This window comes from Pantoea sp. X-Soil-ISGK-355 (assembly GCF_059730805.1).
In genome coordinates this window covers 47,580-64,870 of the sequence record NZ_AP035974.1, presented here as the reverse complement: position 1 = coordinate 64,870, position 17,291 = coordinate 47,580, and the positions used below count along the sequence as shown (strand labels likewise).

Annotated in this window: 15 protein-coding genes; all 15 read right to left on the bottom strand. The window is 58.2% G+C overall.

Annotated features, from left to right (window positions below; genetic code table 11):
- Nucleotides 1–72 precede the first annotated feature (72 nt).
- Nucleotides 73–495: a hypothetical protein gene (locus AC6I8J_RS22295; RefSeq protein ID WP_497825942.1), complete on the bottom strand. Its 423-nt coding sequence runs from the start codon at nucleotides 493–495 to the stop codon at nucleotides 73–75.
- 25 nt (nucleotides 496–520) lie between these two features.
- Nucleotides 521–931, bottom strand: coding sequence for a hypothetical protein (locus AC6I8J_RS22290; RefSeq protein ID WP_497825941.1), 411 nt, complete (start codon nucleotides 929–931; stop codon nucleotides 521–523).
- A complete protein-coding gene (gene traX, locus AC6I8J_RS22285) occupies nucleotides 924–1,514 on the bottom strand; it encodes a conjugal transfer protein TraX (RefSeq protein ID WP_497825940.1) in 591 nt (196 codons plus the stop codon). The genes AC6I8J_RS22290 and traX overlap by 8 nt, the downstream gene beginning before the upstream one ends.
- Nucleotides 1,511–2,260: a prepilin peptidase-dependent protein gene (locus AC6I8J_RS22280; RefSeq protein ID WP_497825939.1), complete on the bottom strand. Its 750-nt coding sequence runs from the start codon at nucleotides 2,258–2,260 to the stop codon at nucleotides 1,511–1,513. Before AC6I8J_RS22280 ends, traX begins: the two co-directional genes overlap by 4 nt.
- A 17-nt stretch (nucleotides 2,261–2,277) precedes the next feature.
- Entirely contained in the window at nucleotides 2,278–3,498 is a 1,221-nt protein-coding gene (gene traW / locus AC6I8J_RS22275) for a conjugal transfer protein TraW (RefSeq protein WP_497825938.1), read from the bottom strand.
- 12 nt (nucleotides 3,499–3,510) lie between these two features.
- Nucleotides 3,511–6,564, bottom strand: coding sequence for a putative type IV secretion/conjugal transfer ATPase (locus AC6I8J_RS22270; RefSeq protein ID WP_497825937.1), 3,054 nt, complete (start codon nucleotides 6,562–6,564; stop codon nucleotides 3,511–3,513).
- Nucleotides 6,536–7,150, bottom strand: a complete 615-nt coding sequence (locus AC6I8J_RS22265) for a conjugal transfer protein (RefSeq protein ID WP_497825936.1) — start codon at nucleotides 7,148–7,150, stop codon at nucleotides 6,536–6,538. The genes AC6I8J_RS22270 and AC6I8J_RS22265 overlap by 29 nt, the downstream gene beginning before the upstream one ends.
- Before the next feature lie 104 nt (nucleotides 7,151–7,254).
- Nucleotides 7,255–7,641, bottom strand: coding sequence for a DUF6750 family protein (locus AC6I8J_RS22260; RefSeq protein WP_497825935.1), 387 nt, complete (start codon nucleotides 7,639–7,641; stop codon nucleotides 7,255–7,257).
- Between the two features lie 71 nt (nucleotides 7,642–7,712).
- Complete coding sequence (traQ, locus tag AC6I8J_RS22255) at nucleotides 7,713–8,252, bottom strand: conjugal transfer protein TraQ (RefSeq protein WP_497825934.1); 540 nt, start codon at nucleotides 8,250–8,252, stop codon at nucleotides 7,713–7,715.
- Nucleotides 8,253–8,261: 9 nt separating this feature from the next.
- Nucleotides 8,262–9,098, bottom strand: coding sequence for a conjugal transfer protein TraP (gene traP, locus AC6I8J_RS22250; RefSeq protein ID WP_497825933.1), 837 nt, complete (start codon nucleotides 9,096–9,098; stop codon nucleotides 8,262–8,264).
- The gene (gene traO / locus AC6I8J_RS22245; RefSeq protein WP_497825932.1) at nucleotides 9,034–10,353 is read right to left on the bottom strand and encodes a conjugal transfer protein TraO; all 1,320 of its coding nucleotides are present in this window, start codon (nucleotides 10,351–10,353) and stop codon (nucleotides 9,034–9,036) included. Before traO ends, traP begins: the two co-directional genes overlap by 65 nt.
- Before the next feature lie 2 nt (nucleotides 10,354–10,355).
- Complete coding sequence (locus AC6I8J_RS22240) at nucleotides 10,356–11,276, bottom strand: DotH/IcmK family type IV secretion protein (protein WP_497825931.1); 921 nt, start codon at nucleotides 11,274–11,276, stop codon at nucleotides 10,356–10,358.
- A 9-nt stretch (nucleotides 11,277–11,285) separates the two neighbouring features.
- Nucleotides 11,286–11,978, bottom strand: coding sequence for a DotI/IcmL/TraM family protein (locus tag AC6I8J_RS22235; protein WP_497825930.1), 693 nt, complete (start codon nucleotides 11,976–11,978; stop codon nucleotides 11,286–11,288).
- A gap of 10 nt (nucleotides 11,979–11,988) precedes the next feature.
- The gene (locus AC6I8J_RS22230; RefSeq protein ID WP_497825929.1) at nucleotides 11,989–12,336 is read right to left on the bottom strand and encodes a conjugal transfer protein; all 348 of its coding nucleotides are present in this window, start codon (nucleotides 12,334–12,336) and stop codon (nucleotides 11,989–11,991) included.
- A gap of 22 nt (nucleotides 12,337–12,358) precedes the next feature.
- A complete protein-coding gene (locus AC6I8J_RS22225; protein ID WP_497825928.1) occupies nucleotides 12,359–17,287 on the bottom strand; it encodes an LPD7 domain-containing protein in 4,929 nt (1,642 codons plus the stop codon).
- Between the last annotated feature and the right edge of the window lie 4 nt (nucleotides 17,288–17,291).

The following is a 17,291-nucleotide window of genomic DNA, read 5'->3' as shown; positions in this document are numbered from 1 at the left end:
TACTGACCGGTGGGAAAAGGAGGTGCCGGCGAAGCGGCTATAATCAGAATTGTGTCTGGCGGCGCATCATGCTCATTTACGGGTTTTCAGCACGCTACGATAGCGCAATGCAAACTGCGTTACGGCTGCAGGATCAAACAGCAGCTGGCCATTACAGCTTTCTTCAGCCGGTGGTGGCTCAAGCCCCTGTAGTTTTTTCCCGTTTTGCACCGCTTGCCACAGTTCCAGTGGCGCGATCTCCGCCTCTTCAGCAGCGATTTCCAGTGCAATCAGCGGTTGTCCCGACGATGCCAGTGATGGTTCAATCTCACGCGTTTGCCAGCTTTTCGCGAAAGCTATCGCCTCTTCATGATTAAACATGACCGCTGCACCACGCATCTGCCGGCGTGCCGGCAGCGCCATTCCACCAAGTAGACCGTCAGTCCGGACCGCATGCAGCAGTTCACCGGGTCGGATACCGAGCAGTCCAGCAAACATATCAAGCCGCATGTACATCAAAGATCCCCCCTACATAATGTAATTAAGTGCGAAGCCAGCCACAGGCAGTGCCAATTGCGTACCACACAACTAATCCGACCGCCAACAGCGCTACCACTGCTAAGAACCGCCCTACGTACGATTCGGCAAACAGCATTGCGCTCGCATCTTCTCTGGCCTCGTCATATATCGGTACAAGCTGAGCAATCGCATACTCAACCGGTACCAGTTTGTCCGTTTCGACGCCAGCTATATGCATCGTATGACGTGCTTTGCGTAACTGCTTCAGTGCATCAATGCAATGTTCTGTCGCATCGTTACTTTTCCGGTTACGGCTGGCGCGGCGTGCGCTGTGCATCAGGTGCATAATGGTTTCCTGACGATTGGCAAGCTCGGCATCCGCCAATAGGGTACAGAGCCGGTTAAGCATCTCCTCCCGCTTTTTTTCACGCATATTTTTTCCTGTTCAGTAAGCCACCGCTTAACACCGTGCGACACCAGCGCGTCTCCTGCAGAAATTCCTGAAAACTGCCTTCTTCTGACGCCGAGACCCTTTTTTCCGTGAGCTGCCAGAGCCTGTAGCTTGCTGCCAGCACCTGAACGAAGCCGGTGGCTGCCAGCAGACTCATGACAAGCAGTACACAACCTATGCGCAGCCAGCCGGTTCCGCTGACGTTACTACCTGCTGCGATCAACAGCGCCAGACATCCCAGCGCCGGCAACCCTGTGAGCCACATCAGCCCCCACCATAGCCAGCGCGTAATGCGAAAATTGCGTGCCAGACGCACCGGGCTAAGCCCACTGTCAGAAACCGCCTGTGACCAGTCAGCCGGACGGTAGCCATCGGCATTGCGGCCAGCAGTAATATCCCGGATGCGCTGCCAGATTCGCGAGACGTTACGCCCTGTATAACGAACCACGCCCTTGATTTCAGCGGCTGGCACGAACACATTCATGGCAAACCAGCCTAAGCGCTTCGGCGTGATTGCGGCTTTCTTTTCGCCAGTTACCGGAGCTTCAGTATCAGCACTTTTCATAAAACATCTCCGTGCGCGACTAGCGCAGGCTCAACCATTGAAAACATGATGTGATGAAGCGCGCCTATCGAGCGCAGCGAAGTCACAATAAAGGTGTAGACTTCCGTCAGCTCCTGACTTTCCATGCTGCGGATATCTGGCGTTAGAAAGATAATCTGCCCAGGTCGTTGCCGAAGCGTGTTCAGGTTTAGCCCGGGAGCGCCTGAGAACGTCTCAGCAACGTGTGGGTGATGGTAGGTTGTCATGCGGCGGCGGATGGCTTCAGCTGCCTCGCTCGCGCCGTCATGTGTCAACAGCGCCCGCGCCATCTGAAGCGAAGCACTATGAGGATATTTCCGGCTCCAGCGCGCGATCGCTATCCACAGCTCATCAGCCCACAGCTGGCCAGCCAGCGCCGGCATATCGCGAACATGGTCTGTCTCATCTGTAAATTGCAGCAGGCAGCTCATCAGTTCGCGGGTGAGATCGCTGTACTCATTCGACGGAAACAGTGCTGCAGCAAGAGCTGACGAGCCGGCGAGTGCGTTAACGCCCTTTAGCGCGCTGATGACGTTCCAGACGTCGCCCTCCTGCGTTTGCCCTGGACAAAGCCGCCATGCCTGCCATAACCGGAACCAGCGAGGCGTCTGAAAAAAGGTGTTCCAGAGTGCTCCGCAGGGGTCCAGTACGATCACCGGCCCCTCGCCCGCATCCAGCAGCGTTTCAAGTGCGCCGGCATTCGGCGCAAAGGTTCCGCTCGTTATCATTGTTATCTCCGTAGACATTAATGCGCGCTCACGCCGGCGCTAAGCTGGGCTGACAGTGCCTGCAGCTGTGGTGCGTACTGCTCTTTTGCAGCAAGCGCCAGCTGCTGGCCGCTGATGATGTTTGCCTGACGCAATTCGTTCTTGATACCCATGGACAGCCAGTTGGCGAGACTTTGCTGACGTGCCATTTCACGCAGCAGGTTGTCACCTTCCATGCTCTGCAGGTCCTTTACCCACTCCGTATTGGCATAGCGGCGCCCCACTTCAAACGCCTCAAACTCACGCTCGCTCATGGTGCCAGTCTGCTTTGCCTGCGCTGAGGCGGTCTGCTGGAAATAGGTTTCTGCGGACGGCGCCTGCCGGGCTTCGGTCAGCGCTTCGCGCGTCGCATCCTGCGGCTGACTCGCTGCTACCATGTCCAGCTGGGGCTGCATCGCAGCACTTTGCATCGCCTTATACTGAGTGAGCAGCCCCTGATACTCCTGCCCGGTCGCGGTCTGGATTTCGCCTTTGCCAGGCGTACGCCCGGCATCGAGCTTCGCCGAGTTGTTTACATAGGCCATTGCCGCATCTGTCTGCGCCTGCGTAAATGTCAGTTCCGGATCCTTACCCGGCTGTCCGGCTCCGTCATACAGCGATCGCGCCTCGGTATCCCCGCCCGGCAGCGAGGAGACGCCCGGGCAAAGGCCGGTGCCACCATACAGCGCGGCCTCCTCCTTCGTGCAGTACCCGGCATGCACCAGCGCGCTGCGGTAGCCGCCCTGTCGCGGCGCGACGGGGAGGCTTGCGAGCGTCTCACGCACAACCTTGTTTGATACCCCGCCCCCGCCTGAAAGCTTTGACGCCGTTGCCCGGGTCGCCTGACTTACCTGCGCCGCTGAACCTGATGCCGACTCCGTGCAGATACTGTCGGGTACGGTGTATGCGGTGCGGGCCTTTTCCAGGCGGTCCGCCTGGCGATTAAAGTTTTCCGCCTCGCGCTGCGTACGCGCTGCCTCAGTAATAGCCGTGGTGATTTTGTCACCGGACTGCACCACGGCCGTACCGGTTTCCGTTTCAGCCGACAGGATTTCTCCGAGCGTGACCTGCATGGTCTGCAGCGCCGGCATCACCTGTGACTGAATAGGGATGCTGCTCATTTCTTCCGTCGGATAAGCCATTACTTGCGGTGCTATTGCTGCCAGCACGCAGGCAGCCAGCAACCTGCGGCTTACTGGCCATCGGTTATGTATTTTCATCACTATCTCCTTTCAGAGCTCGTAGCCCTGTTTGCTGATGAGCTCATTTGCCAGCGTTTTGATAACGCTTTCGCCCTGCGCTTCCCCCACCATGCGCCGGCGCTGCTCGATGACCTTAGCTGCGGACCCTGCAGGGAAGAATCGGCCAAGAATGCGGCGGGCCGTGCCGGCGCCCACTTCCTTCTGAATATTGCGTCGCAGCGACATATCTTCAGGCGTGGTGTTGTGGCCCCACAGCTCCTGCGGACCGACAGTATTTTTCATGATGTGCGCAATAGTGCTGCCACCCTTCACGCGGAAAATACCGAGGAACGGCACGCCGCTGCCATCTGCTGATGGCCCGCTGCCCATACGGGCGAAGCGGTCGAGCGTTACGTCAGGGATCTGGAAGCGTGCCTGCAGCGCCTCACGGTCGTCAGGGTCAACCGCCACCATATATACGGAGTTGGCTGACTGGCGCAGCGCCTCAGGCATATCGCGGAAATACTGCGATGACAGCACAGTACGCACTGCAAACTTGCGCTGTTCGCGGTCTGCGGTTTCCAGCATCGGAAAAATAAACGGTACATCTTTAGCGTTATGGAGCTCGTCGTACTGCTTCGTTTTCACCTCCTGATCCAGCTGTTCCACGCGAGCGCGGTGTAGCGCGTGCCAGCGGCGGTGCAAAAAAGGAAACAGTTCATCCTGGTACTGCGGCAGCACGAAGTCGCCGCCGGCAATGTGCCCTGCAAACAGGAACATTAAGCCGGTCTGCAGCTGCCCGGCCTTGGATTTACCGCCCGCTACATACTGCAGATCTACCGTTATGACGCGCGCTTTCGGGCTAATCATGAACCGCGTGCGGCCCGCGAACATCCGGTACTGGCCACAGGCGTCCCGCAGACAGCGAGCCATGTACTCAATGAGTGCCTCGCCGCTGCCGTCGCGCTGGACACGGCCAAAGTTACTCTCAAAGTCAGGGCTGCTGAGCAGCGGAGCCATATCCGCAAGCTCCGGTACTGCCTGAAACTGCGCGCGCTGTGCTGCTTCAGTCCTGCCCGCATCCTGCAGAAGATCGCGCACTTCATACCAGGTGCAGTGTTCGCGATAGGCAGGATGTTTTTCCCAGATATCAGCCTCTTCTATTGCCAGATCCACTTCAGGCACCAGTCCAGGCTCATAGCGACGCGGATCATCACGCGCTATTTTGAATGCTTCAATGATGAGTCGACGAAGAATAACGGGCGTATCGCGGGCATTAGGCGGAGAGCCGGTTGAAGGGTCTGTGCAAAGAACGCTTAGCGCGTTTTCCATAAACTCGGCTTCATAAGTCAGCGGCATGCTGAGGCCCAGCTGAATATCGAACAGATTGCGGCAATACTGAGATTCATTACGCAGAATGATATTCAGCACTTCATCCTGTCGCTCCGGCGGCAGCCCTTCCTTAAGCATCGAGACAGCACCTTCAGAACTGAACCCCTTATCAATACCGCAATAAAACGGCAGCTGCTGTTGTGCGCGGCTGGCGAGGATTAGTGTCATTCGGTTGATAAGTACGGATTTACCGCCGCCCGACTCACCGGCCACGATAGTAGTGAGCTTGGTCTGTTTTGGTGATGCCAGGCCCACCGGGATGATTTTTCCGTCCGGTGTGGGATAGAGCGCATCGCCATCGTCATTCCATGGCGACGCAGGTCGCGTCAGCGGCATCAGGTTTAGCGCTTCTGAAAGGGGCGGATACATCAGGCAGGGTCCGGGCGAGGCCGATGACGCGGTAAGCGTGGATACCCATGCTCGCACCGGATCGCCGAATGTCTGTGTAACGCCACACACTCCCCATGAGGTCAGTGCCTGACTGAGCAGCGTCAGGTTGCGCGTGACATCTTCTGGCGTGTCGCCCCAGGTGGCCACGGTAATAGTTTTCACGCACACAGGTTCAATGCGCTCACGCTCCGCGAGGAGATTTACCGATTCACTGATGGCCTTCAGGCCGGGCACCCATTCTGTAAAGCCCAGCACGGCATGCTTTCCTGCCAGACGGCGCATGCCGCCAGGCATCAAATCCTGGCGGATACGAAACGGCACGCTGCGGGGGATAAGCTCGCGTAATCGGGCAAAGCTCTGGGGATTCTGCGGGCCGAGATCAACGGCAATCGTTCCGTGCCAGATGCCGTGAATTTTCAGCAGGTTGTCGCGTATCTCCTGGACGCTGGAATTCATTACCTGAAATTTAAGCCAGGGTGCGAGCAGCGCGGTCACGTCTTTCCCCTGACGCACGCCGTGAGGTATTACGCGGTCATCAGGCAGCAGCGGTTGCCAGCCATCGCTCGTACCTTTCGGATCAATTTGCGCACGCAGCACCCGCCCCGCCTCATGCGCATCTATACGTCTCAGCAGAACGCCCTTGCCGGTATCTCCGAGCGCCCGCTCAACCTGTGAAAGAAAGGCATCGTGACGTATCTTCAGGCCGGGCAGATGTGCCGTAAGCGGATTCTGGCCAAACGCCGCGGGCGGGCTCGCATTAATAAGCTCTTTAAGGCGGGCATTCTCATCTCGCAGCTCATGTCCTGCCAGAACGCCACGCCCGGAATAGCAGACAAGCCAAGTGCGCTCACGGTTCACCCAGGGCGCGAGCGTAGTCACCTGTTCATCCAGCAGATAAGCCAGGTCCAGCCCTGTACGCTTCAGTGATCGGTACTGCGGCGCCAGCAGGCGTTTTACTTCAGCCTCCCCGCCATCAGGATCGCATTCATGAATCGTGCTGATTTTATGGCCGTGACGGCGGTAGAGAGCTGTGAGGGTTTCGGTCATGCGATCCAGCCGACCCTGCCAGGAGTCAACATTGTCTGGGCCTTTTGCTTCGTCGGTTTCGCGATAGCTGCCGGCCACCTCATAGACGGTCAGGAAGTCTCCGCCATTCGTCACCATGATATAGGGTGCGCTCAGTTCCGGATGACGAACGCGATCGTCGTTCGAGAGTTTTATGACGGTTTCAAGGTCGCAGTAATCAGGCAAATCGCGCGAAACGGCAAAACGCGTTACAGCGGTAATAACCTCTTCAGTCCAGCGGATGAGGCGGTTTGGCATACAGGTCACTCCGGATATAGGTATTCCATGCCGGGGTATTCACCGCGCTTTCTGCGGTTCGCCCCAGCGGCAACAGCAAGGTAAGGTCACTGAAAACGTCAGGGGGAAGGATCAATAAACAGCCTTCAAGCCTCTGCTGCATCTGCGCCCGCCGTACTGGCGGGAGCTGCTTCATAGCAGCAGCAAATTCCCCAGCGCGTGAGGTGTGCCACATGCCTTCAACTTCCCGGGCGTGCCGGGCGAGCCAGTTCCAGATTTTTCGTGACTCCTTTCGCACGCTTTTAACCTTGCTGTGAAGTCCGATAAGAGCGCGGCGCTGCAGATTGATGATGTCTGCTGCAGGCGCATCTGGCAGCCAGGCAAGGTGTCCGTGTGCAGCCGTGGGGCTATCCAGATTGAGGGTCAGCCAGCAGAGCGTACAGAGCGGCACGGCGTCAGGCCCCTGCCAGAGGCGCTGTGCCCGCGTACTGCAGCCGCAGCAGGCTGGACCTGCGTCAACCGGCACGGGCGGAGGAGCGACATCATTTCCGCTGATGCCCGGCACGAGCTGCAGCAGATCCGGTGCCGGCACGTTAAGAACAGTCATAGTGTGTTCCCGACAGAAAGGGTTGCGAAGAAGTTGGGACAGTAAGGAGAGCGCCTGCCGGCACGCTGTTGAACACGGGCAGGCGCGGTACAGCTGTTTACCCGTTAGCCTACGCTGACAGGCGTCATACCCATCTGGGTCTGACCACGCTTAATCAGTTCAGGAATAACGATCAGCAGCAGGCCGGTGACAAAAGCAACCCCGACCATCCAGGGCTTAATCTGCGGGTTATTTTTCATGGACTTAAGCGATAAAATACTCCCGACCACGCCGCACACTCCCAGCAACTGACAGATAGTGAGTACGTTTTTTGTGGTGGAAGAGGCGCCGGTAGCGAGGTTATTGCCGATATCCGCGAGATCGCCGGCGGCCATGGCCCCCGGTGAAATGAATGCGACCCAGGCGAAAAGCGCACGCAGAAAAGCGCGACGCAGAGTTTCAGACAGCATAAGGGCGCGCGAAAGCACCGCGCAGGTGATACGGTTCATCATGATATTTCCTTGAGAATATGGCCGGACGGCCGGTTAAATCGTCCGTGACGGACGCGAGCGTTAAGGCCTGCTTAGCGCATGCCAAAAGATTTCTGAATGGCGTCGAGCAGATAGGGACTGCACACAAAACACACGCCGATAATAAATTTAACGGTGCCGCTGTTAACGTCGTTGCCTGACGTCAAACCGGTATGGCCATCCTTTTTTGCCCGGCGCCACAGCAGGACACCAGAAAGAACAAACCACACGCCGAACATGCGCAGCAGTGTCAGGATTGCGTTGGCCGCAACCGCCCCTTGTCCAAAGGTGCCGACATCAACGTAGCTGATGGCATCAAACGACGCTTCCCAGCCCACCTGATGTGCAGCAGCCTGAATCAGCTGCTGTATAGCGCCCAGAGTGGCGCACAGCAGAATCATCCCCACTACGCTGCCGCCACCTGCCGCCTGACCGGGTGCCTTACGGGCAAGCCAGGACTGCCGGACGAGATAGCCGCCGAGGCCGAGCACAGCGAACAGCACGCCGAGCGTCAGCGCGAGGTTAATACCTGCGCCAAGCAGACCAGAGGCCAGATTCGACAACATTGTGATGCCGTCGAGCGAACCACCCATGACGCCTCCTTAGCGCAGCACGCCGGCGCTGGTCGTAACGCTGCGATCTGCGGTACTGATATCGCTGACGGTAATACCTCCCAGGCTATCCCCGGACTGCACCGCCCACGTCCGTCCCTGCCAGCTGACCCACGCCATACCGGCCTGAACGCTTTCAAGACGCATACCCGAAAGTGCTGAGCGTCGGATATTTTTGCCTGCCGCGTGATGACCGCCGGCTGCCGGATCCTGACGGGCATTCATTACGGTAAGCTGACCGGCCAGCCGGCTGTTCTCTGACGCAATCGAATCAAGCCGCTGCTGCATGCCAGCCAGCGCCGCAGTTTGTGCCCGCACGGTCTCAGAAAGACGGGTAATGGCCTCGCGGTTTGCTGCTTCAAACTCCTGCCCTTCACGAATGATTTTCACCACTTCTTCCGGCAGTGTGCCGCCAGCCGGAGCATTGCCGATAGCGTCAACGGGAACGCTGAGCCCTCCGGTTTGAGGTGCTGCTACAGGCCTCTGAGATACAACGCTGACCTGAGGCTTAACTGAAGCTGGTTTAACCTCACTGAACCCTGCATCGTTTCCGAATGCCAGCTGCCCGGCGTCGGGTGCTGATGACGCTGGCCAGTACAGATACAAGGCCGCGCCAAGAATTAACAGAGCGCCGCCAGCAAGCCACGGCAGCGACTGCCCGAGAAACAAAGGTCGCGTCAGAAGGCTCTCTTTTTTCGGTAGCGGAGGAGACTGTTGAGGCTGTGGGGTCGGCGGGACGTTATCCGCCGGTAATGTCTGGAACTCATTCAAGGGCGTCTCCTGTTTTTCTCTGTCGGGCGTCGCGAATGCGCGCCTGTGCTTCTTCACGCAGATCGGCTGCAGAAGGGGTTGGATTGTTGCGCCAGCCAGCCGGAGCTGCAGCACCAGGGTTACCTGATGCTGCTCCCTGCGGCGCTTCGGCATCGGTGCTGTACACGCCGCTCATGAACTGAATGGCTACTACTTTGCCGTAATCTACCGTGACAGTACGATCCGGCAGACGGCCCGCATCGTTCGTCAGCACCTGCGCGGCTTGCTCTGCCGCACCGCCAACGATAACGCCTGCCACCGCTGAACCGTCCGGCGCAGACGGCCGCGCGGTAACGGTATTGAATCCGTTAGTCAGAACCTGTGTATTCGACTGCGCATAAAGCTCGCCGGTCGCACCGATCCCCTTGAGGATGGCGGGCAGCAGGATGCGACGACCGTAGTGATGACTGACGTCAGATGCAATGTTGGCCACGAGCGTCTTGTCATCCAGCCCGTAAGCATCGATTTTGTAGGCCTTCCTGTTCAGGGTCATAGAGGTGAAGTGAATAATGACGCCATCGCCTGAGAGCTTCGCGCCTTCAGGCGCCTTAAGCACCGCCCCTGTATACGGACCCGTTTTAATACAGCCCAGCACCGGCGTGGCGCCGTTATCTGAGTCAACACCCGTACAGATTTCCCCGGGCCCTCGCCAGTAAGGTTCCACTACCACGGATGCCGGCGGAGCATTCAGAGTGTCCTGCCGGCTGCGCGCGGCGGCCAGCTGAACTTCGCTTTCGGGCAGCGAATCGCGCCAGGCGGCCCAGCTGCTTTCCTTTCCACCAAGTAACTCCGCCCCCGGCAGCTCGCCCGTTTCAGGCGGCTGCTGCATTTTCGCCAGCAGTGTGCCCAGCGCTTTCTGCCGGGCTTCTGCCAGCGCCTTCTGCTGCTCCTGCGTGCGGCCAATGCCTGTATTTTGCGGTGGCGGTATAACCTTCGGTTTATCCTGAGCCGGCCTCACCTTAACTTCCGCAGGTTTTATAACGTCCTGCTCCAGCGGAATGCTGCTAATAAAGCTCTGATTGCTCGCTGAGGCGTCATGCGCACCCCTCGCATTGTTTTCACGGATAAGATCGCGATAGGCCTGCTGCTCCTGCGCATTATTCTGAGCTGTGGCACCGAGGTTGTTCATGTCTATGCTGGATGGCGCGGGCGGAGGCGCTGCAAGCCATGTCCATAACAGGTAACCTCCACCTATCAGCACAACTGCGCCAAGCGCTATCATCCCCATCATCAGGCGGACACTGCGCCCGCCGGTATTTTGTTGATCGCTCATGATTACTCCAGGGCAATGCTGAGGGCCTCAGTACGCCCGTCAACGGAAAATGCGACGCGCGGCGTCAGCGGCAGTTTCCACAAATGAGTGCCATCTGCAGAGGACAGCGTGGTATCGAACTCGTCCCGGATATCTGCCCGCGAGCGGATATACAGGTCATCGCCCTGCTGCCACACCACCGTGTCCGGCACACTGCCTGTAGTCTTCAGGCGTTTTGCACCGGAAGGCGGCACCCCGTCCAGAAACGCCTGCAGAACATCATCGTGAAGCCCGATGCGTGAAGGCGATGGCGCGTCGGCCACAGCGTCCGGCCCGCGGCGGGGCACGCGCAGATCGAGCCGCGCGTCAACCGTCCAGGTCTTTTTCGCTGTGTCTGGCTCACCGCTCATCACGCTAATCTGGAGCGGAACGGAAAGCCCCTTCAGGCCCACGGTAACGAGCGTGCTCACGAAGTCGCGCTTCGCCGTGATAATCATGAAGGAGGTTCCGGGCATCCATTTCACCTTGATATCCGGCGACCCGCTGACCGGATCACCGAGCAGACTCCAGGGAGCACCGGTACTGTCAATAAAGCTGACTGTCGCGGGCCAGTTCACGGCTGTACGCACCAGAGGAAGGCTCGCACCCGGCTGCAGGCTCAAGGTTTGCGCTGTAATACGCGGCACGGCCGTGATGCCCGGCGTGGCTATTGCCCGATCCTGTTCAGCCTGCTGCGCGCGTAACTGCCGGATTTCATCAGCCGACAGTGGTGACAGCGTTGCCTGCGCCTCATCGTATGCGGCAGACGTTGGCAGCGGGAGCGCCTGCCCGGGCAGTGGCCCCGCCGTACTGCTGCCGGCCGGCGTCTCACCCGTCGTTGCAGCGCCCACGCTGCCACACAGCCCCAGACACAGAGCCAGTACCAGAGTGCGAATGTTGCTCATAAACCGTCCTTATCCTGCATTGTTGGTGATAGTCTGCGTGACCTCCAGACCGCGCGGCTTCAGTCGCACATCGGCCTGCTGAATGCGCAGCGTAAATATGTAGCGCAGCGGCGGGCTGCTGCTGTTCTGTCCCTGAAGGCGCATCGTAACCGGGTACTGGAACTCCCAGGTGTATCGGTCACCAATCACACCCCGGCGCGCTATTACACCCGGCTCAACGGTATTGGTGAGGTTCATTCGCTTGTCCCTGACGAGCGACAGAATGTTGGAGCCCGTCGTCAGCGCCTGGTTATAACCGGCAAAACCCTCCTCTGAGAAATCAGGTGAGACGGCGGTCATCTGATCGCGGTAATGCACGAAGTCGAGCGTAAAGGCTTTACTGATCGTGTCAGCACCAAACTGCCTTACGTCGCTTTCGCTCCAGACCGGTTTGTCCGTCGGGTAGAAAGGTGTAATGCGGCCGTTTTCCGTCGCGACGTAATGCTGCGGCAGATGTATGTAGGCCCAAAAGAGCAAACCGATAGTGATTGCCTGGATAACGTTGAGTACCTGACTCCAGCCTAAATTTTTCAGGCATTTGCGGGCGAACTCAGCGCCCAGCGTGCGCTCATGCTGAGCCTGAACGGCATGCTCATAAATATCCGGATTGATCTGGACAGGAGCGGAAACATCAGGCGGCTGAGCCGCTGCAGGGGTTCGCATGTGTTACTCCTTACATGCCGTAGGACTGCCACGGATCGATATTGTCCGGCAGGTAGCTGTTGATTTTGTCGGTCATTGCACTGCAGACCTTCTCTGACGCCTGATTCATGATGTCCTGCAGGCTGGGGAAGTGCGGCAGGCTCACGGAAATATCCCGAATGCCTGAAAGACAGTTCTGCATTTGATCTGACATCTGACTTTCACGTTGTGACCAGGCATCGCTGGCCTTCTTCGCGGCGTTATAGCCTGCCTCACTGCCAGCCTGTGCTGCAGTGGCAGCGCGACAGCTGGCCGCACTGGTCGTAAAAGAGGCGAAGCATAAAAAGACCGCCATAAAGGCGGTCGGGATTTTTTTCATGTGAATACTCCAGTGGGATCGATTACTGCGCCGGCCGCGGCGGCGTGACCGGTGCTGCCTGTGGTGCTGCTGCCGGCTGCTCCTTTGGGTAAACAGTTTCGGCCTTGTAACGTTCGTCATAACCCAGGCGGGCATGCAGTGCCGGCGGGATGCTGGCAGGCTCATGCAGTTTCGCAATTCGCTGCTTCTCATCCCCGGTCACGCGGAAGACCACGTGCTCACGCGGCACCGGCTTACCGTCGGACCGGTTAATGCCGTTGCCGCTGCCGATGGGCTGCGCACCGTCAGGCGTCAGAAGGTTGATAACCATCCTTGGCGCCTCTTTACTATCCGGCAGGCTGACCAGCACATGCTGATAGCTGTCGTTCTGACGCACAACGCCCTGCAGATAGTTACCGTCGCCCTGTACCAGATATAAATCTGGTTTGCCGTCATCGCCCCATGCGGTCATGACCGGCTTACCCGCATCCTCATTGTGAGGTGGTCTTGGCGCTGAAAGCGCATCGCCGGCGCTGGCGCTGCCCTGCCCGTCAGGCCGGATCCAGAAAAGGCCGTCGGCGGGTTTTGGCGGGGCGTCAATGCTGATGCCGAGCTGGCTGACCAGTGCATGCTGCACCTGCGTATAACGGTTCGCGCTGAAGGCTGAGAGCTTAATCATTTCATCGCCGCCGGTCTGTACGCGGTTTCCACGCGCAGAGGTCAGCGCCCATTGGTTCCGTTTGGTCTGTATTTCCTCATAATGGCCAGTAAAATTTCCTTGTATATCTTTTACCGGCTTATTAACCGTCACGGGCTGCTGCCCCATCCACTGCAGCGTCACCATCTGGCCCTCTCGCAGACGTGTTTCACGTATTAAACCCGCAAGTTCTTTCCCCCAAAAGGTCTGCGAGCCTTCACGGGTGCGCAACGTGATGAAAGTGCTTAATTGCTCTTCTTTCTCAAATCGGAAAGGCGCCTGTCCGCAGGCCGTGACCTTGCCCGTAACGGGCTCGCGCGCTTTTTCAGCGGGGGTGTGGATGTCAGGACGAATGGCCGGTTTTTCTGGATTCACCGGTAATGAGGATTCCGGTGCCGGCGTCATATTTCGGGAAGCGGGAGCTTCAGCCATCGCTGGCGCAGCAGCTGCCGGAGTAACAGGCGGTGCCGTGCTGGTTGCAACGGCTGCAGACGCGGTGACTGGCGCAACCGGATCCCCGCGAACTGCGTCCGGTGTTGCGACTGACTGACCCGCTGCAAGCCTTGCCTCTTCAAGTGCCAGCTGCTGACTCGGGTTTTTCATGCTCACCTGCAGCCCGTTATTCACAATAACGCTGATGGCAAACGCCTTAAATTCATCACTGCCGGTCAGCTCAATTTTGCCGTGATAGAACTTCGCAGCGGTCAGCAGTGCAGCCAAAACCTTTTCTTCGTGTGCGCTGGCGCCTTCGGCCATGACCAGACGGTTTCCGCGATCAATAAACGCCGGCTCACTATCGAGACGATAAATTACGCTTTTGCCATCAGGGTGATCTTCATGTGAGACCCGGCTCAGCAGCTTATCCTGGTCGGTTCGCGCGGCGTTTGCCGCCGGGGTATCTTCAGGCTGCGGCGCCACACGGCGGGCTTCTACCAGAATGGCATTCTCTTCTCCGAAGGCAGCTGTGAGTGGCGTTGCCGGGAGTGCCGGGCTGCTGTCCGGTTCTGTACTGCGTTCTGCTGCCGGAACTTGACTCATCAGGCGCGCTTCTGCAGCAGGAGCCGTCGGCTCTGAAGGAATCGCATCATGTACCTCTTCTGCCTGTACTGGCGACGTGGACGTCGCATCCGGTGTTGGTACAGATGTTTCAGGCTCAGCAGAAATCACAGGCTGTGCGGCAGACGCTGCTGGCGCAGCATCCTGTACCGTCTCTGCTACCGCCGGCGCGGATTCCGCGGCAGAGGTGATAACCTCCGGTGCCGGTCCGGATTTATCAGGCTCAGCAAAGCTGGCAGTCTCTTCTGGAGCTGGATCGCGCGCTGCCGGCGCGCCATCAGCGGTTGCTGCAGCCGCATTTACTGGTGCGGATTCAGCTGGCATGACGGGCTGCGCTGCTGCAGACTGAGATATTACGTCAGAGGCAGCTGCCGTCGCAGAAAACGCACTCAGGCTTGCAAAAACACCTTCTGCGGCCACTAATGCCTCTGGGCTCACTCGTCCGCTTTCTGTCTGACGCACAACTTCGTTGCGCAGAACTGCCAGATTTTCCTCAAACTGTGCGCGACTGACGTCGCCGCGGATTAGCATTGCATACTGAGCTTCAACACGCGCCGGCACTGTGGCGACATCGAGCGAGGCTGATGCCGGATAGCGCGAAGCAAAATCACCGAGTGGCGCCGCTGAATCCTGAGCAGGCATGCCTGCGAGACCGTTTTGCGTAACCCTGTCAAACGCGCCCTGAATCTCATTCAGATGGCTTTCTGCATAAACCCCTTGCGCTTTAGCCTCATCGAGTTTTGCCTGAAGCCGCGCTACATTTTCTGTCAGCAACGACGCTGACGATTCGCCGCGAGCCAGCGACACGAACCCGTCGCGTAATTCATTCTGGAGCCGGTATAACGCCGTTGAGTTCAGATCTTCCGCTGATGCCGGAGGAAGCTGAGTCATGCTGACCGCTGTTACCGCCGTAAATTGTGCCGCACGCTCGGAGCTCTGAAGCGCTGCCATGCGATCAAAGACCGCGCGGGTTTCTGCATGACGGCTGCCGGTAAAGCGCTCCGGTTCGGCCCGGGTAAATTCGCCGTAAAGCATCCGCACTTCGCGATCAAACTGCGCCCGCGTAATGTCTCCCTTGGCGAGCAAGGCATATTGCTGCGCCACCTTCGCCGGTATGGTATTAACGTCAAGGCTGCCGCTGGTAGGATGCAGTGAGTTCCATGTATCACGCTGACCTATCAGGCTACGCAGGCGGCTGACTGCACCTTTATCCATCACATCTGCGCCAGCCATCCCGCCCTGCGTCAGACGATTAAATACCTGCTGCATTTCTTTCATGTGCTCGCGTGAGTAGACGCTGGCAATCCCCGCGCTGTCTACCCGCACGCGAAGCGAGTTAATGTCCCTGAGCAACGCCGCCGGTGAAGTCTCACCCGTAGTCAGCGCAGCCAGCCGATCCCGCAATTCCGCCCCCGTCCCATAAAGTCCCATGTAGTTGTCATAGGGGCCTGAGGGAGCTGGCGACGCCTGCATAGCGGTTGATGCCGGTACGGCGATCGTTTCAGTCTCGGCCAGCTGAGGTGCAGGCTGGGAAACATTAACATCCGGCTGAACGGTAGCAGGCTCGGGATCGGCGATTGCTTTATCCGGTGCCTGAGGGGAAACGGTTTGAGGCTCAGCGGGGGGCTGTTCTGGTTCCGGCACGGCCCGGATAGCCGTTTCGCTGTTCGATACCTCCTGCACAGAAGGTGTGATTTCATCCGCTTCTGCTTTTTGCGATTTCAGAATACGGTACACACTGGTCTGCCCGATGCCGAGTTCTTTAGCTATCTGTCCGGCCTTCATTCCCTGCGCGCTCAGCGCCAGTATTTCCTCTGACTTCGCCAACGCGCTCCCCGAATTACGGACCGCTTTAGTGTCTGCACGTTCAGCGGCCAACTCCGTGCCTGCTGCATGTGTTTCCGGTGCTCTGTCAGGCTTTGCCGCAGGAGAGACGTTCGGCTCATCAACCGGTAGCGATGCCACAGCAGAATTTGCCGCCGGCTGTAATGCAGCTAAAGGTTCCGGAGTGTTTTCTTGCGCAGGGTTCATGTCGTCAGGAGTAGCCATAACTGTTTCCTTGTAGTTGAGCTTATAAAGAGCATCATTAAGTCGAGGAATAAGGGTGGCGCGTAATACTTCTGCGCCGCGGGCCTGGTGAATATCGTTAAAGTCGGTCATTCCGGCCTGCCGCTCAGCCTCAGAAAGCTCCGGCATCAGCACCATTCCGGCGGTAGTAAAGGCAGCCTGGTCGGCCATAACCTTGCCCGTGTTAACCGGTTTCTGGTGATCGTCATCCGCCATAAAGATGTGAGGACTGTTCGGATATTTGGCAAAAAGAACGTCTGCAACGTTCAGCATGTTGCCGGCATCTACTGTCATTACGACCGGAAGCCCGGTTAACTGATTAATACTCCTCGCAGTGGCATACCCCTCAGCATAAAGAACAGGTTCACCGTTGCGCAGCTCGCCCCCAACCACGTTGAAATGGCCAGCTTTGGGTGCTTCTTTGTAAAGGTATTTTTCGCCGTCTGGGGGGATGTACTGCAGTGTGCGGAATTGGCCGTCAACGTCATAAAGCGGTATGGTCAGCGCACCGTTACGCGTCTGCCGAATATCATCATCGGCTGTCACGCCCTTACGGATGAAATAAGCGTGCGCTGGATCAGCAGGCGGCAGCATGTCATAAAGCGCGTGCGCCTTCGCTGTCTGACGGGCATGCGTTGCAGCAAGCGCCCGGGCAGAGTCATCCCTGGACTGTCGGGCAACGGCTTGCATGTGGAGGCGGGCGACAGGATCTGATTCTCCCCCTGACGCTTTCCATTTTGTGATGTCCTTATGTGTTTTAGCAGTCCAGTAGTTGATAAACCAACCGCCAGGAACTTTCCCGTTAAGAAACCCTTTGTAGACGCCGTCACCGTTGCCCTTCGGTCCGTCTGTAACGGATACGCGGTGTATCTCACCATCCATAATCGGCAGACCATCGATAATCAGTCCTGCGTCGGTTAAGGCGTCCAGGAATTCGGTTTCCGGATCGCCTCCACCACTGCGTCTGGCCGGATCCGGCATCCATGCCTTTAGCCGGTCCAGGTCGGCCCCCGGGCGGGCATACCAGAGCTTATCTTCTGGGCTCCACTTTATTGCGTTTCCCCCGTCCGGATGTTTTCCGGCGTCGGCACGCGCGGCGTCACGCTGATCCGGCAGCACGGCAAGCCAGACCGGGTAATCAACGGTTTTCATACTG

Coding starts and splice junctions, on each gene's coding strand:
- AC6I8J_RS22295 (WP_497825942.1), bottom strand. CDS start 495: ATGTACATGCGGCTTGATATGTTTGCTGGACTGCTCGGTATCCGACCC.
- AC6I8J_RS22290 (WP_497825941.1), bottom strand. CDS start 931: ATGCGTGAAAAAAAGCGGGAGGAGATGCTTAACCGGCTCTGTACCCTA.
- traX (WP_497825940.1), bottom strand. CDS start 1,514: ATGAAAAGTGCTGATACTGAAGCTCCGGTAACTGGCGAAAAGAAAGCC.
- AC6I8J_RS22280 (WP_497825939.1), bottom strand. CDS start 2,260: ATGATAACGAGCGGAACCTTTGCGCCGAATGCCGGCGCACTTGAAACG.
- traW (WP_497825938.1), bottom strand. CDS start 3,498: ATGAAAATACATAACCGATGGCCAGTAAGCCGCAGGTTGCTGGCTGCC.
- AC6I8J_RS22270 (WP_497825937.1), bottom strand. CDS start 6,564: ATGCCAAACCGCCTCATCCGCTGGACTGAAGAGGTTATTACCGCTGTA.
- AC6I8J_RS22265 (WP_497825936.1), bottom strand. CDS start 7,150: ATGACTGTTCTTAACGTGCCGGCACCGGATCTGCTGCAGCTCGTGCCG.
- AC6I8J_RS22260 (WP_497825935.1), bottom strand. CDS start 7,641: ATGATGAACCGTATCACCTGCGCGGTGCTTTCGCGCGCCCTTATGCTG.
- traQ (WP_497825934.1), bottom strand. CDS start 8,252: ATGGGTGGTTCGCTCGACGGCATCACAATGTTGTCGAATCTGGCCTCT.
- traO (WP_497825932.1), bottom strand. CDS start 10,353: ATGAGCGATCAACAAAATACCGGCGGGCGCAGTGTCCGCCTGATGATG.
- AC6I8J_RS22240 (WP_497825931.1), bottom strand. CDS start 11,276: ATGAGCAACATTCGCACTCTGGTACTGGCTCTGTGTCTGGGGCTGTGT.
- AC6I8J_RS22235 (WP_497825930.1), bottom strand. CDS start 11,978: ATGCGAACCCCTGCAGCGGCTCAGCCGCCTGATGTTTCCGCTCCTGTC.
- AC6I8J_RS22230 (WP_497825929.1), bottom strand. CDS start 12,336: ATGAAAAAAATCCCGACCGCCTTTATGGCGGTCTTTTTATGCTTCGCC.
- AC6I8J_RS22225 (WP_497825928.1), bottom strand. CDS start 17,287: ATGAAAACCGTTGATTACCCGGTCTGGCTTGCCGTGCTGCCGGATCAG.